The 13564-nt window shown below is 61.9% G+C and carries 17 protein-coding genes; 3 read left to right on the top strand and 14 right to left on the bottom strand.

The window, feature by feature from the left end; all coding sequences use genetic code 11:
• Nucleotides 1-6 precede the first annotated feature (6 nt).
• The 8 genes from GRF61_RS10200 to GRF61_RS10160 all read right to left on the bottom strand — a co-directional run bounded on the left by GRF61_RS10200 (nt 7) and on the right by GRF61_RS10160 (nt 6166).
• Nucleotides 7-627, bottom strand: a complete 621-nt coding sequence (locus GRF61_RS10200) for a CoA pyrophosphatase (protein WP_169150548.1) — start codon at nt 625-627, stop codon at nt 7-9.
• A gap of 751 nt (nt 628-1378) precedes the next feature.
• A complete protein-coding gene (locus GRF61_RS10190; RefSeq protein WP_133588473.1) occupies nt 1379-1573 on the bottom strand; it encodes a YjfB family protein in 195 nt (64 codons plus the stop codon).
• An 18-nt stretch (nt 1574-1591) separates the two neighbouring features.
• Nucleotides 1592-2077, bottom strand: coding sequence for a YajQ family cyclic di-GMP-binding protein (locus GRF61_RS10185; protein WP_169150546.1), 486 nt, complete (start codon nt 2075-2077; stop codon nt 1592-1594).
• Nucleotides 2078-2101: 24 nt separating this feature from the next.
• Complete coding sequence (locus GRF61_RS10180) at nt 2102-2425, bottom strand: pyrimidine/purine nucleoside phosphorylase (protein WP_169150545.1); 324 nt, start codon at nt 2423-2425, stop codon at nt 2102-2104.
• A gap of 10 nt (nt 2426-2435) precedes the next feature.
• Complete coding sequence (locus GRF61_RS10175) at nt 2436-2666, bottom strand: DUF2788 domain-containing protein (RefSeq protein WP_169150544.1); 231 nt, start codon at nt 2664-2666, stop codon at nt 2436-2438.
• Between the two features lie 11 nt (nt 2667-2677).
• Entirely contained in the window at nt 2678-3907 is a 1230-nt protein-coding gene (locus tag GRF61_RS10170; protein ID WP_169150543.1) for an argininosuccinate synthase, read from the bottom strand.
• A 142-nt stretch (nt 3908-4049) separates the two neighbouring features.
• Complete coding sequence (argF, locus tag GRF61_RS10165) at nt 4050-4976, bottom strand: ornithine carbamoyltransferase (protein ID WP_169150542.1); 927 nt, start codon at nt 4974-4976, stop codon at nt 4050-4052.
• Nucleotides 4977-4990: 14 nt separating this feature from the next.
• Nucleotides 4991-6166 (bottom strand): aspartate aminotransferase family protein, encoded by a 1176-nt coding sequence (locus GRF61_RS10160; RefSeq protein WP_169150541.1) that lies wholly within the window; start codon nt 6164-6166, stop codon nt 4991-4993.
• A 219-nt stretch (nt 6167-6385) separates the two neighbouring features.
• Here GRF61_RS10160 and GRF61_RS10155 point away from each other — a divergent pair, with 219 nt between their 5' ends.
• Entirely contained in the window at nt 6386-6670 is a 285-nt protein-coding gene (locus GRF61_RS10155; protein ID WP_169150540.1) for a DUF3579 domain-containing protein, read from the top strand.
• Between the two features lie 89 nt (nt 6671-6759).
• Here the strand turns inward: GRF61_RS10155 and rpsT are convergent, their stop codons facing one another.
• The gene (gene rpsT / locus GRF61_RS10150; protein ID WP_169150539.1) at nt 6760-7026 is read right to left on the bottom strand and encodes a 30S ribosomal protein S20; all 267 of its coding nucleotides are present in this window, start codon (nt 7024-7026) and stop codon (nt 6760-6762) included.
• 186 nt (nt 7027-7212) lie between these two features.
• Between rpsT and murJ the strand changes: the two genes are divergently transcribed.
• The gene (murJ, locus tag GRF61_RS10145; RefSeq protein ID WP_169150538.1) at nt 7213-8745 is read left to right on the top strand and encodes a murein biosynthesis integral membrane protein MurJ; all 1533 of its coding nucleotides are present in this window, start codon (nt 7213-7215) and stop codon (nt 8743-8745) included.
• Between the two features lie 87 nt (nt 8746-8832).
• Nucleotides 8833-9462: a YbhB/YbcL family Raf kinase inhibitor-like protein gene (locus GRF61_RS10140; RefSeq protein ID WP_169150537.1), complete on the top strand. Its 630-nt coding sequence runs from the start codon at nt 8833-8835 to the stop codon at nt 9460-9462.
• Between the two features lie 22 nt (nt 9463-9484).
• On the opposite strand, the gene GRF61_RS10135 is transcribed toward GRF61_RS10140, so the two are convergent.
• From GRF61_RS10135 to lpxK, 5 genes are all read right to left on the bottom strand, one after another.
• Nucleotides 9485-10741, bottom strand: a complete 1257-nt coding sequence (locus GRF61_RS10135; RefSeq protein WP_169150536.1) for a 6-phosphofructokinase — start codon at nt 10739-10741, stop codon at nt 9485-9487.
• Nucleotides 10742-10827: 86 nt separating this feature from the next.
• Complete coding sequence (gene adk, locus GRF61_RS10130; protein ID WP_169150535.1) at nt 10828-11481, bottom strand: adenylate kinase; 654 nt, start codon at nt 11479-11481, stop codon at nt 10828-10830.
• Between the two features lie 111 nt (nt 11482-11592).
• Nucleotides 11593-12363, bottom strand: a complete 771-nt coding sequence (kdsB, locus tag GRF61_RS10125; protein WP_169150534.1) for a 3-deoxy-manno-octulosonate cytidylyltransferase — start codon at nt 12361-12363, stop codon at nt 11593-11595.
• A 13-nt stretch (nt 12364-12376) separates the two neighbouring features.
• Complete coding sequence (locus GRF61_RS10120; RefSeq protein WP_169150533.1) at nt 12377-12565, bottom strand: Trm112 family protein; 189 nt, start codon at nt 12563-12565, stop codon at nt 12377-12379.
• On the bottom strand, nt 12546-13559 hold the full coding sequence (gene lpxK / locus GRF61_RS10115) for a tetraacyldisaccharide 4'-kinase (protein WP_169150532.1): 1014 nt from the start codon (nt 13557-13559) through the stop codon (nt 12546-12548). The genes GRF61_RS10120 and lpxK overlap by 20 nt, the downstream gene beginning before the upstream one ends.
• Nucleotides 13560-13564: the final 5 nt, after the last annotated feature.

Here is a 13564-nt window from a genome sequence, read left to right as displayed (position 1 = left end):
ATGGATTTATTGAGGCGATTCATTCAAGAAGCGCCATAGAGACAAGATGATCCCGGCGGTGGCCCCCCAGATGTAATAGGAGCCATAAGGCATGGCGTAATAATTGCGCACCCGGCCTTCCCTAGTCATCGAATGACGTTGATGATTCACCGGATTAAGTAAAAACTCGAGCGGAACCTCAAAAACCTCCGCGACCTCGAACGAATCCGGCGCAAGGTCAAACGGTGGTGTGATCACTCCGACTATCGGCGTAATACAGAAACCTGTACCTGTATGGTATTCAGGAAGCTCCCCCAGAACCTCTACCCTGCTACGCGGAAGCCCTATTTCCTCTTCCGTTTCTCTCAAGGCGGTTATTGTCGGTGACCCATCCTCCGCCTCTCTTCTTCCCCCCGGAAAGCTTATCTGTCCCGGGTGGTGATGAAGATGGTCAGCCCTGCGAGTCAGCAGAACATTCAATCCCGCTTCCGCTCTATTCACGATCGGCAGCAGCACCGCTGCCGGCCGCAGTTGGTCCGGAACGAACTCATCCAGCACAGGCTCATTGACGCGGGGAAGCGCAAAACATTGACGAAGCAACTCAAGGTCGTAAGCAGTTTGCTTGGCAATTTTCTTGTCTTGACTCATCTGGGGATATACCTCTTTTCCCCTAGCATACCGTAGCCCCCACTCCGGCAACCAGCACCCCTATTGCAAGCATTGCGCGTGCTCCTGGCGGACCCTCCCCGATGCACTCAAGACGATGCGCTTCGATCGTTGGGCCCCACAGAGGTAGATCGACCCGAATTGCCATGCCCCCGAGGGTTTCCGCGCCTTTCCATCGGGGCCATAGGAGACACTGGAGAGGGAGCTTCCGCCAGTCGCGATCTCGTCGGACTGCTTCCCTGACACACGGAGCACCGTCTCTCCCTCACTGGCTTGCCCATCTCCATCGAGATCCACGAAGACAATCCATCCCCTGTTCCAGGCCGATCCAGCGTCGCATGTACTCTCATTCACCGAGGGACATACGGTCACCTGAGTGCTACGGCGGATTGCTTCGCTTCTAGCGTAGCTCAGGCTGCCGACCAGGGCGTGAGTGCTTAGCGTCAGTCGTTGACCACCTATCAGATCGCGCAGTGCCGGTGCAGCCAAGACCACCAACACCGCGGCCACTGAAAGCGCTGTCATCAGCTCAACCAATGTGAAGCCGCCAGCGAAGACACCTCGATGTGACATGAGAACTCACTCAAAAATATGCTATTCACATTAATAGACAATATGCATATTTTTGCAAATGATTTTCATGCATCCGAGAATATCTATCCCCCTGGCTTCAGATGCCTCAAAACAAAAAGGCCCATCCTAAGATGGGCCTTCGAGGAAAACCGGGGCCAGATCAGGCGTAGGTATCGATCACGCCCCCCGTAGCACCCACGGGGCCAGAAGGCGTAGGCGGCAACGCGGCAAGCAGCTGCAGGGCATGGGTCTCCTGCACATCCATCGCCTTCTTTAGCACTGACACCGAAACCTGTGTTTGCAGCTGGGATGCGGAGTTCGCACTCGCGGCCGCCGCTATGGAAGAAACGTCCATCTCTCTCTCCTGCAAAGATCAATCGCGAAAGTTACCGAACTGCAGCGGAAAGTCAGTGACATCCTTCCTCACGATTGCAATCGCGTCCTGCAAGGTATCCCGCTTCGCACCGGAAACGCGGATGGCGTCTCCCTGGATCGCGGCCTGAACCTTCAGCTTGCTGTCCTTAAGTAACTTAACGACTTTTTTTGCCAATTCTTGATCGACACCCACGCGGACCTTCAGTTCCTGCTTCACCTTGTTACCACTGACCTTCTGCAGGTCGCCGTACTCCAGGCAGCGGATGTCAATTTTCTTGGCGGTCATCTCCGGGAGCAGAATGGCCTTCATCTGGTCCAATTGGAAGTCACTGTCGCCAAAGAGCGTCAGCACCTTGTCGCCCTGCTCCACGCGAGCATCGGTTCCCTTGAAGTCATAGCGACCGGATATCTTGCGGTTAGCCACATCCACCGCATTACGCAGCGCGACGAGATCCACCTCGGACATGATGTCGAATGAGGGCATGGCGACTACTCCTGTGCGACCTGCTCAGCCGAAATGGCAGATGTAGTGGTAAGGCTCACCCGCCACTTCGATATCGAAGCTGGAGTTGCCCGGCACATTGAAGGATTCGCCAGCGGCATAGTTCTTCCACTCGTTTTCGCCTTTCAACCGCACACGGCAGCTTCCCGCCACCCCTTCCATTATTTCCGGGGCGCCGGTGTTGAAGGTCAGCAAGGCCGGGAGGATCACACCTACCGACTTCTGGGTGCCGTCGGCGAAGCGGATACCGTGGCTGACACACTTACCGTCGAAATACACGTTTGCCTTGGTGCTAACCGCCACACCGTCGATCTTCTCAGTGACGCTCATGAATCTCTTCCTATTCGATTCCCATCAATTTCTGGATGACCCCCTTGGCGACGAAGCCGACAAAACCGACACCTAGGGCGATGAACAGCCACATGGTGCCGTATTTGCCAGCTTTGGATTCCTTCGCCAGGTTGCCGATGATGAACAGCATGTAGAGGATCAGCGCGGTAAAGCAGATCTTGAGCGACAGATCCTCGAACTCCGCGACTGTCAGACCAAATATCAGCGGCTCGCCATTCATCCCGTCCTACCTCAACCCCGTTTGGACTTGGCGTTCGCGGCGATGCGCATACGCAGGGCATTGAGGCGGATGAAGCCGTTCGCGTCCTTCTGGTTGTACGCGCCCTGGTCATCCTCGAACGTGGCGATGGTGGGGTCGAACAGAGAATCCGTCTTGGAGTCGCGCGCGACCACGATCACATTGCCCTTGTAGAGCTTGACGCGAACCCAGCCGTTCACCGTCTGCTGCGTGGCGTCGATCAGCGCCTGCAGCGCGCGCCGTTCCGGGCTCCACCAGTAGCCGGTGTAGATCAGGCTGGCGTAGCGCGGCATCAGGTCGTCCTTGAGGTGGGCCACTTCGCGATCCAGCGTGATGGACTCGATGGCACGGTGAGCCCTGAGCAGGATGGTGCCGCCCGGGGTTTCGTAGCACCCCCGGCTCTTCATGCCGACGTAGCGGTTCTCGACCAGATCCAGCCGGCCGATGCCATGCTTGCCGCCAAGTTCATTGAGCTTGGCAAGCAGTTCGTGCGCCTTCAGCCGTACACCATCGATCGCCACCAGATCGCCCTTTTCGAATTCCAGGTCCACGTACTGGGCGGCATCCGGGGCAGCTTCCGGCGAAACGGTCCAACGCCACATGTCTTCTTCCGCCTCGGCAGACGGATTCTCGAGGTGGCGCCCTTCGAAGGAGATGTGCAGCAGGTTCGCGTCCATGGAGTACGGCGAGCCACCCTGCTTGTGCTTCATCTCGATGGGAATACCTGCCTTCTCGGCATACGCCAGCAGCTTTTCGCGGGAGAGCAGGTCCCACTCTCGCCACGGGGCGATCACCTTCACGTTCGGCATCAACGCGTAGTAGCCGAGTTCGAAACGGACTTGGTCATTACCCTTGCCGGTCGCGCCATGGGATACCGCGTCGGCGCCGCTTTCGCGTGCAATCTCGATCTGGCGCTTGGCGATCAGGGGACGAGCGATGGAAGTGCCGAGCAGATACTCGCCCTCATACACCGTGTTGCCCCGGAACATCGGGAAGACGAAATCGCGCACGAACTCTTCGCGCAGGTCGTCGATGAAGATGTTCTCAGGCTTGATACCGAACTTCAGCGCCTTCTGCCGAGCCGGCTCCAGTTCCTCGCCCTGACCGAGGTCGGCGGTGAAGGTCACCACTTCGCACTGGTAAGTGTCCTGCAGCCACTTGAGGATGACCGAGGTATCCAGCCCGCCCGAATAGGCGAGTACCACTTTCTTGACGTCGCTCATTGTCCTGTCCAATCATTGCAACCGGGTGCCCCTAGACACTCCGGCGGTTAGCAGCGGTTCCGCGTTGATCCGACTCCCCGTTCCGACGCGGTCGAAACGGGGATGCTCCTCCAGGGCTCCGCCCTGTATATGCGTGACCGGGTCAGTCCGACTCCACCCGGCCCAGCACCAGATATTCCATCAATGCCTTCTGCACATGAAGGCGATTCTCCGCCTCGTCCCAGACCACGGATTGCGGCCCGTCGATGACCTCGGCGGTAACCTCCTCGCCGCGGTGCGCCGGCAAACAGTGCATGAAGAGCGCGCCCGGCCGGGCAACTGCCATCATCTCCGCATCCACACACCAATCGGCGAAGTCCTTCATCCTGGCCTCGTTCTCCGCTTCGAAGCCCATGGAAGTCCACACGTCGGTCGTCACGAGATCCGCGCCCCGGCAGGCCTCCATCGGGTCCTCGAACTGCTCGAAGTGTCCGGTGCCGTGCAGTCCGGCGCGCTCCGGCTCCACTTCATAACCCGGCGGCGTGGAAACGCGGACGTTGAAGTCCAGCACTTCCGCAGCCTGCAGCCAGGTATTGCACATGTTGTTGGAGTCGCCTACCCAGGCCACCGTTTTGCCCTGGATACTGCCGCGGTGCTCGATGAAGGTGAATACGTCCGCCAGGATCTGGCAGGGATGATATTCGTTGGTCAGGCCGTTGATGACGGGAACCCGGGAAGCGCCGGCGAAACGCTCGATGATCTCTTGCTCGAAAGTCCGGATCATCACGATATCGCTCATCCTCGAGATGACCTGGGCCGCGTCCTCCACCGGCTCACCTCGCCCCAATTGGGAATCCCGGGTATTGAGATAGATCGCGGAGCCCCCCAGTTGCTGCATGCCGGCTTCGAAGGAGAGTCGGGTACGGGTGCTGGCCTTTTCGAAAATCATCACCAGCGTGCGATCGAACAATGGATGGTAGGGCTCGTATTGCTTGAACTTGGACTTGATCCACGCGGTGCGGCTGAACAGGTAGTCGTACTCCTCGCGGGAAAAGTCCTTGAATTGCAGATAGTGCTTGCTGGCTGTCATGTAGAGCGCCTTCCTTACCCCTGCGACAGGAAGTCGCGAATCAGCGGGGCCAGTCCTGTCACCAAGGTCTGGGCCTCCCGAGAGGTGAATGTCAGCGGCGGCAGCAGTCTGACCACCCGCTCCGCCGTCACGTTGATCAACAGCCCGGCCGCCAAGCCGCGCCCCACCAGCACGCCGCAGGGCCGATCCAGTTCGATTCCCACCATCAGTCCCCGGCCACGGATGTCTGCGACGCCGGCAAGGCCATTCAGCGCCTCCCCAAGGCTGTCGCGGATCTCCTGCCCGACGCGTTCAGCGTTGGTGAGCAAGCCATCCTCGGCAATCACGTCCAGCGTCGTCAATGCGGCCACGCTGGCCAGGGGATTGCCACCGAAGGTGGTGCCATGATTACCCGGACCCCACAAGCCGGATGCCGGCCCGGTGACCAAGCAGGCGCCGATCGGCACGCCGGAGCCCAAGCCTTTGGCCAGAGTCATCACATCGGGTTGAACATCAGTCTGCTGCCAGCCGAACCAGGTGCCGGTCCGGCCGACACCGCACTGGACCTCATCGCAGATCAGCAACCATCCGTGCTGATCGCACACGCCTCGCAGCTCGCGCAAATAGCCCACATCCGCGATGCTGAGTCCGCCCTCGCCCTGGATCACCTCCAGCATCACCGCGACCACGCCGTGGTTATGCTCAGCGATCTGGCGCACCGCTTCGATATCCCGATAGGGAACCCGGACAAAACCGCTGACCAGCGGTTCGAAACCAGCCTGGGCCTTGCGGTTGCCGGTGGCGGACAGCGTCGCCAGCGTCCGGCCATGAAAGGCATCCTCCATGACCACCACGGTCGGCAGTTCTATGCCCTTCTTGTGACCATAAAAACGGGCGAGTTTGATCGCCGCCTCATTGGCCTCGGCACCAGAGTTGCAGAAGAAGACCTGCTCCATGCCGGAGAGAGCCGCGAGCCGCTCGGCCAATCGCTCCTGCAAGGGAATGCGGTAGAGGTTCGAGGTATGAAGAACCTTGCCGGCCTGAGCCGCAATCGCTGCAACCAGGCGCGGATGGTTGTGACCCAAGGTGGAGACGGCAATGCCGGAAAGCGCGTCGAGATAGCGTTTTCCCGTCTCGTCGTATAGCCATGCACCGTCGCCGTGCGTAAACGCGACCGGCAAGCGTGCATAGGTATTCATGACGTGGGACATGGAGGACCCCTATCGGGACGAAGCACAAAAAACGCACGGCGGCTGACGCCGCCGTTGGGGAAAATAGACAGCGATGGTAAGCCAAAAGCACGACCGAAGTACAGATCGCCCGGCCGCTGCAAGGCATTCGCGCCTAGGCATTTCTGCTAGAATGCGCCCCGTTTTTCCGTGGAGCCTTCACCGGGCGCCTTGTTTTCCTGAAGCCACGATGCGTGACACATGAACCAGAAAATAGAGAGCTTTGTCATCATCGGCGTCACGCGCGCAGGGAAGAAATTCCGCCCCAGCGACTGGGCCGACCGCTTGTGCGGCATCATGTCCGCCTTCGGCTCCGACCATCGGATGCGCTACTCCCCATATGTACGCCCCGGCTGCACGCTCAAAGGCGACAAGACAGTCCTCGTCGACAGCCGCCTCTATGAGATCGAGCCCCTCGCCTACAAATTCCTGATCAACTTCGCCAACGACAACGACCTGCAGATGGAACCGCTGGAGCAGGTCTAAACCAGCCACCCATCCGACTGAGCACGGGCAAAAAAAAGCGACCCGAAGGTCGCTTTTTTTACATCCATGCAGCAGCCGAATCAGGAGACTCAGGCGGCCATCGCCTTGACAGCGGCGGAAAGACGGCTCTTGTGGCGAGCGGCCTTGTTCTTGTGGATGATCTTCTTGTCGGCGATGCTGTCGATGGTGCTCATCGAGGTGCGGAAGACCGACTGGGCAGCAGTCTTGTCTCCACCCACGATGGCCTTACGCACGGCCTTGATCGCAGTACGCAGACGCGAACGCAGACTGGCGTTGTGAGCGCGAGCCGTGGTCGCTTGACGAGCGCGCTTGCGAGCTTGTGCCGAGTTGGCCATAAATTCGATTCCCGTTGGTTGGTGGTTCTTGAAAGCCCGCGAGTCTATCTGCTTTCAGAGCCCAATGCAATATATATTGCGGACGACGGCGACACGCGACACGGGCAAGAGCGGCTATCATGCGCAGCGCCATAACCGCGGCCTCGATGCGCGCCCCGCCTCCTGCGGCTTAATTCCAGAACCTTTATGAACCTGCTCCGCGCCCTGGCGACCGTCAGCGGCATGACCCTGCTGTCCCGCATCCTCGGTTTCGTTCGTGACTTCGTCGTCGCCCGCGCCTTTGGCGCCGGCATGGCGACGGATGCCTTCTTCGTGGCCTTCCGCCTGCCCAACCTGCTGCGTCGCATGTTCGCGGAAGGCGCATTCTCGCAGGCCTTCGTGCCCATCCTGGCGGAGTACCGCAACCGCCAGGGCCATGAGGCCACCCGCACACTGGTGGACAAGGTGGCCACCCTGCTCGGACTGGTCGTCGCGCTGGTGGCGCTGCTCGGCATCCTCGCCTCTCCGCTGATCATCTACCTCTCCGCGCCCGGCTTTTCCGACGATGCCGACAAGTTCGCCCTCACCGTCGAACTTACCCGCATCACCTTTCCGTACATTTTTTTCATGGCGCTGGTCGCACTGGCAGGCGGCATCCTCAATACCTGGAGCCGGTTCTCCATCCCTGCTTTCACGCCTGTCCTACTCAACCTGAGCTTCATCGGCATGGCATTGTTCGCTGCGCCTTACTTCGACCCGCCGGTGCTGGCACTCGCCTGGGCGGTCTTCATCGGCGGCCTGCTGCAACTGGCCTTCCAACTGCGACCACTCGCCAAGATCGGCATGCTTCCCCGCTTCCGCCTCGATCTCTCCGATCCCGGCGTGCGACGCATCCTCAAACTGATGGCGCCCGCCCTGCTCGGCGTCTCCGTCAGCCAGATCTCGCTGCTCATCAATACGATATTCGCCTCTTTCCTCGAGAGCGGCAGCGTCTCCTGGCTCTACTATGCGGACCGCTTGATGGAGTTCCCCTCCGGCCTGCTGGGCGTGGCGCTGGGAACCATCCTGCTGCCCAGCCTGGCCAAGCTGCATGCAGACGACAAGACTGAAGCCTTTTCTTCGCTGCTCGACTGGGGGCTGCGCCTCACGCTGCTGCTCACCCTCCCCGCCGCCCTGGCACTGGCTCTGCTCTCCACCCCCCTGATCGCCACGCTGTTCCACTATGGCGCCTTCTCCACGGCCGACGTGCTGCAGACACGCAATGCCCTCATCGCATACAGCTTCGGCCTCACCGGCCTGATCCTGGTGAAGGTGCTCGCCCCCGGGTTCTACGCCCGGCAAGACATCCGGACGCCGGTGAAGATTGCCGTCCTCACCCTGGTGGCCACACAGGCGATGAACCTCGCCTTCATCGGTCCCCTGCAGCATGCCGGACTGGCGCTTTCCATCGGTCTGGCTTCCTGCCTCAACGCCGGCCTGCTGTTCCATGGGCTGCGCAAACGCGAGGTCTACCTGCCGCAACCCGGCTGGGGCCGATTTGCCATCAAGCTCTTCGTCGCCCTGCTCGCCATGGCGGCCGTGCTGTGGTTCGGCAGCGGCACCGAGAACTCCTGGCTGGAGGAAACCGGCCAGGTGCGCATCATTCGCCTGGCAGCCATCGTGCTCGCTGGCGCCGCGAGCTATTTCGGCATGCTCTTCCTGCTGGGCTTCCGCCTGCGCGACTTCCGCAAACGCGGCTAAAGCTGAACATACAGCCCCAAGAACGCAGCCCTTTCCCGGGAACGCTAGAATCGCCCCTCCCCTGACGCAATCGAGGAGAGCACAGGCATGAAACTCAGCAGCCCGGATTTCGCCGACGGCACCCCCATTCCAGAAGAATTCGCCTTTGGCCGCAAACCCGCCGAGGGCCATGTAGAACTGAGCAGCAACCACAATCCAGCGCTGAACTGGAGCGACGCGCCCGCAGGAACGCGCTCCTTCGTGCTCATCTGCCATGACCCGGACGTGCCCAGTCGCGGCGACGACGTGAATCAGGAAGGCCGCAGTGTTCCCACCGATCTGTCCCGGGTGGATTTCTTCCATTGGGTCCTGGTCGACATTCCGGCCGACCTGAGGGAGATCGCTGCCGGCAGCTTCTCCGATGGAGTCACCCCCAGCGGCAAGCCCGGCCCGGCGGCCTTGCTGGGCACCCGTCAGGGTGTAAACGACTACACCAGCTGGTTTGCCGGCGACGAAAGCATGACAGGCGATTACTACGGCTATGACGGCCCCTGCCCGCCATGGAACGATTTGCTGCGCCATCGCTACATCTTCACGCTGTACGCGCTCGACCTGGAGCGATGCCCGGTCGAAGGCCGCTTCGAAGGCGCGGACGTGCGCGAGGCAATCAGGGGCCACATCCTGGCCGAAGCCAGCATCACCGGTCTCTACACCCTTAATCCGGCAGTGACGCTGTAAGACTCACCCACCCCGGGCGCGCTCAGGCCGGATAAGCCGGCAGCAACCGAGGTACTGCCGGCAGCGCAGGCAGGCGGTAATCTGGCAATCCGCCCAAGGTCGACGGTAGCAATTCGCCCTCAATCAGGGGCCGTAGATGACGCAGCCCCTCCGCAGAGACATGCAAGCCGTCCGCCCGCAGGAAGGCGGCGGGCAGACGGCGCTCCAGATTGGCGATGGCGGCCACATCCACCGCCTGGATATCCCAACGATAGGGCTGATCACTGAGGCGGCGGATCGCCGGCATCACGCCATCCCGACCTTCCAGCGCATAGCGCACAGCCGCCTCGCCCACCGCGAGCGCCTGGGCATGGTCGGTGGCCGAGCGCCAGTGCCCGGCGGCCCGCTGCAGATAATCCGGAATGGACCAGTGATACTTGTAGCCCAGCCGCTCGCCCACCAGCCGGGCGATGCACTGCCCCGCCCCACCAAGCTGGATGTGGCCTGCCGCATCCTGCCCCTGCTCCATCACCAGGCTACCATCGGCACGCTTCAACCCCTCAGCCACGGTCACCGCGCAGTAGCCAATGCGTTCCACCACTCGGCGAACCTCGGCAAGAAAAGCCTCCTCGTCGAACGCCACTTCGGGCACCAGGACGATGTGCGGCGCCTGCTCCGCCCCCTCCGCTGCCAGCGCCGTGGCAGCCGCCAACCAGCCGGCATTGCGCCCCATCACCTCCATGACAAACACCCGCCCTCGGCGGCTGCGCATTGCGGCAAGGTCCAAACCAGCCTCTAGCATGGAAGTCGCCAGATATTTGGCCGCCGAGCCGAAACCCGGCGAGCAGTCGCTGCCCTCCAGGTCGTTGTCCACCGTCTTGGGCACGCCGATGGCGCAGAGCGGATAGCCCCTCGCCCGCGCTGCGGCGGAAATCTTAGCGACGGTCTCCATCGAGCCATTGCCACCGTTGTAGAGAAAGGCACCTATGCGATGAGCGCCCAGCACGTCGAACAGGCGATCGTACTGGGCGGGATTATCGGCCAGCGCATCCAGATCGAAACGGCAGGAGCCGAAGGCGCCACCCGGCGTCTGCGCCAAGCGCGCAAGATCGTCGTCCGACCAGCCCGCGGTATCCACCAGGTCTTCGCCCAGCACCCCGAGCGCACCATGGCGGGCTGCCAGCACCCGGCCTATCCCGGGCCCGGCAGACCGCGCCGCCCGGATCACTCCGGCGGCGCTGGCATTGATCACCGCGGTAACACCGCCGGCCTGGGCATAAAGGAGATTGAGCGCGCTCACTTCACCATCCGTGCAAATGAAAACGGCCGGCATCCGTCAGGAACCGGCCGTTGAAAACACCCCGCCTGCTCAGGCTGGAGCCAGGATCACTTCAAGGCGTCCAGCGCACGGGCGGTGATCTCCTCCACCGAACCCAGGCCAGAGATCTTGCGCACCTTGGGTGCAGCCTTGTCGCCCGACGCTTCCCACTTGGTGTAGTAGTCCACCAGCGGCTTGGTCTGGGCATGATAGACCTCCAGGCGCTTCTTCACCGTCTCCTCTCGGTCGTCGTCGCGCTGGATCAGATCCTCGCCGGTCAGGTCATCTTTGCCGGCGACCTTGGGCGGGTTGTACTTGACGTGGTAGGTGCGGCCGGAAGCCAGGTGCACCCGGCGACCGCTCATGCGCTCGACGATCTCGCCGTCCGGCACATCGATCTCCAGCACGATGTCGATCGGCACGCCAGCGTCCTTCATCGCGTCTGCCTGCGGGATGGTGCGAGGGAAACCGTCGAACATGTAGCCGCCCGTGCAGTCGGCCTGTTGCAGGCGATCCTTCACCAGACCGATGATGATGTCGTCCGAAACCAGTCCGCCGGCGTCCATGACCTTCTTGGCCTCGACGCCCAGGGGCGTGCCGGCCTTTACCGCCGCGCGCAGCATGTCCCCGGTGGAAATCTGGGGAATACCGAACTTCTCCTTGATGAAGTTCGCTTGCGTACCCTTGCCGGCTCCCGGCGGTCCCAACAGAATCAAACGCATACACCCTCCAGGTGCTTGAATGGGCCCCACACGGAGCCACTCGTTATGAATTTCAAGAGGCCGAAACTTAACCGAGCCGCCTCAGCCGGTCAAACAAAATCCCGCACTTTTTCAAGCATTTGCTGCGAAGGCCAGACGCACCCGCTCCAGATCTTCCGCCGTATCCACACCAGCAGCCGGAGCCTCCTCCAGCACAACCACGCCGATGCCGTGGCCATGCCATAGCGCACGCAACTGCTCCAGGGCCTCCCACTGTTCCAGCGGCGAGGGCGCCAGTTGCGCATATTGCTTCAGGAAGCCCACTCGATAAGCGTAAAGCCCGACATGGCGCAGCATCGGCAGCGCCGGCGGCAGCTCCGAACGATCGGCCGACCAGGCATCTCTCGCCCAAGGGATGGGAGCACGTGAAAAATACAGTGCGCGGCCACGGGCGTCGCACACGACTTTCACCACATTGGGATTGAAGACTTCGGCTACATCCTCCAGCGGATGTGCCGCGGTGGCGATGGAGGCTCCTGCATCGGCCGCTAGCGCCCTGGCTACCGAGGCAATCAGCTCGGGGGCGATCAGCGGTTCGTCGCCCTGAACATTGACCACGATGTCTCCATCGGCCCAGCCCAGGCGCACAGCCACCTCTGCAAGGCGATCGGTTCCGCTCGGATGGTCCGCACGGGTCATGATTGCCTGGCCGCCCGTGGCCTGAACCGCGGCGTGGATGCCTTCATGGTCGGTAGCCACCCAGATTTCGGCGGCACCTGCCAGCCTAGCGCGCTCCAGCACCCGCACCACCATCGGCTTGCCCGCGATATCCAGCAAGGGCTTGCCAGGGAGGCGCGTCGACGAATGACGGGCAGGAATCACTACCCGGAAGGAGGTCGTCATGGCCGCCCCTTCTTCAGCGCAGCGCGTCTACTTCTTCAGCGGAAAGGCCGCGCGCCTCGTCTTCCAGCATGACAGGAATGCCGTCGCGGATCGGAAAGCCTAATCGGTCGGCCTTACAGACCAGTTCCTGCTTGTCCTTCAGGTAGTCCAGGGGGCCCTTGCAAACCGGGCAGACAAGAATCTCAAGCAGTCTGGCGTCCATTACTCAACTTCTCCAGAATTCGGTCGGCGGCACCCGAACCGATGCGGGCCTGAACCGGAAACTCCCAGCAGTCCGCGGTAGCGAAAGGCGCGCATTTTACCGCATCCTTGCTGGTCATAATCTTCGCCTCGCCCGGGGCAAAATCCAGATCGGCCGGCACAAAGGCATGATGATCGGGAAAGGCGTGGCGCTCCACCTCCAGGCCCATGCCCTCCAGCTGAGCAAAAAACCGCTCGGGGCGCCCGATACCCGCCAGCGCGTGTGTCTTTCGCCCCTGGAAATGCGCGGCGGAAACCGAACACCCGCCGTCGTCCAGGGTGCGGAAACGCTCGCCCACAAGTTCCATCGGAAAGACGTGCCCATGGCCGATGCGCGCCCGCAAGCCGTCGGAAAGCGCACCGTGGGCGATGACGAGATCCACCTCCCGCAGCCGGGACAAACCTTCGCGCAGCGGCCCCGCCGGCAGCGGCCAGCAATTACCCAGCACCGCTTCGTCCACAACCGCAATCTCGACATCACGCGCAAGGCGGTAGTGCTGCATGCCGTCATCTGAAACGATCACATCGCAGTCAGGATGGGCTTGCAGCAACAGCGCCCCGGCAGCGGGCCGGTCCCGGCCGATGGCGACCGGACATCCGGTCAAGCGCGAGAGCAGCAGCGGCTCGTCACCGTACTGCTGCGCCGCGCCACCCACCGGCACCAGGCAGGGCCCTGGCTCCGCTCCCCCATACCCCCGGCTGACGATTCCCGGCCGGTAACCATGCTGCCGCAGCACGCCGACCAGCCAATCCACCACCGGCGTCTTGCCACTTCCGCCCACCGCGATGTTCCCCACCACCACGACAGGCACCGGCAGTCGCACCGCCACCTTCACCCCCCGGCGGAAGGCGGAACGACGCAATGTGGAAAGGACGCGAAACAGCGCAGCCAGTGGCAGCAGGCTGACACCCGCCGCGCCGCGCTCTTGCCAGAAAGCGGGAGAGGCCGCCGGCATTCGGG

It is taken from the genome of Azoarcus sp. TTM-91, from assembly GCF_012911025.1.
Taxonomy (GTDB): Bacteria; Pseudomonadota; Gammaproteobacteria; order Burkholderiales; family Rhodocyclaceae; genus Azoarcus.
The sequence above is the reverse complement of the archived record's forward strand: the minus strand, read 5'-3'. Positions and strand labels throughout refer to the sequence as shown.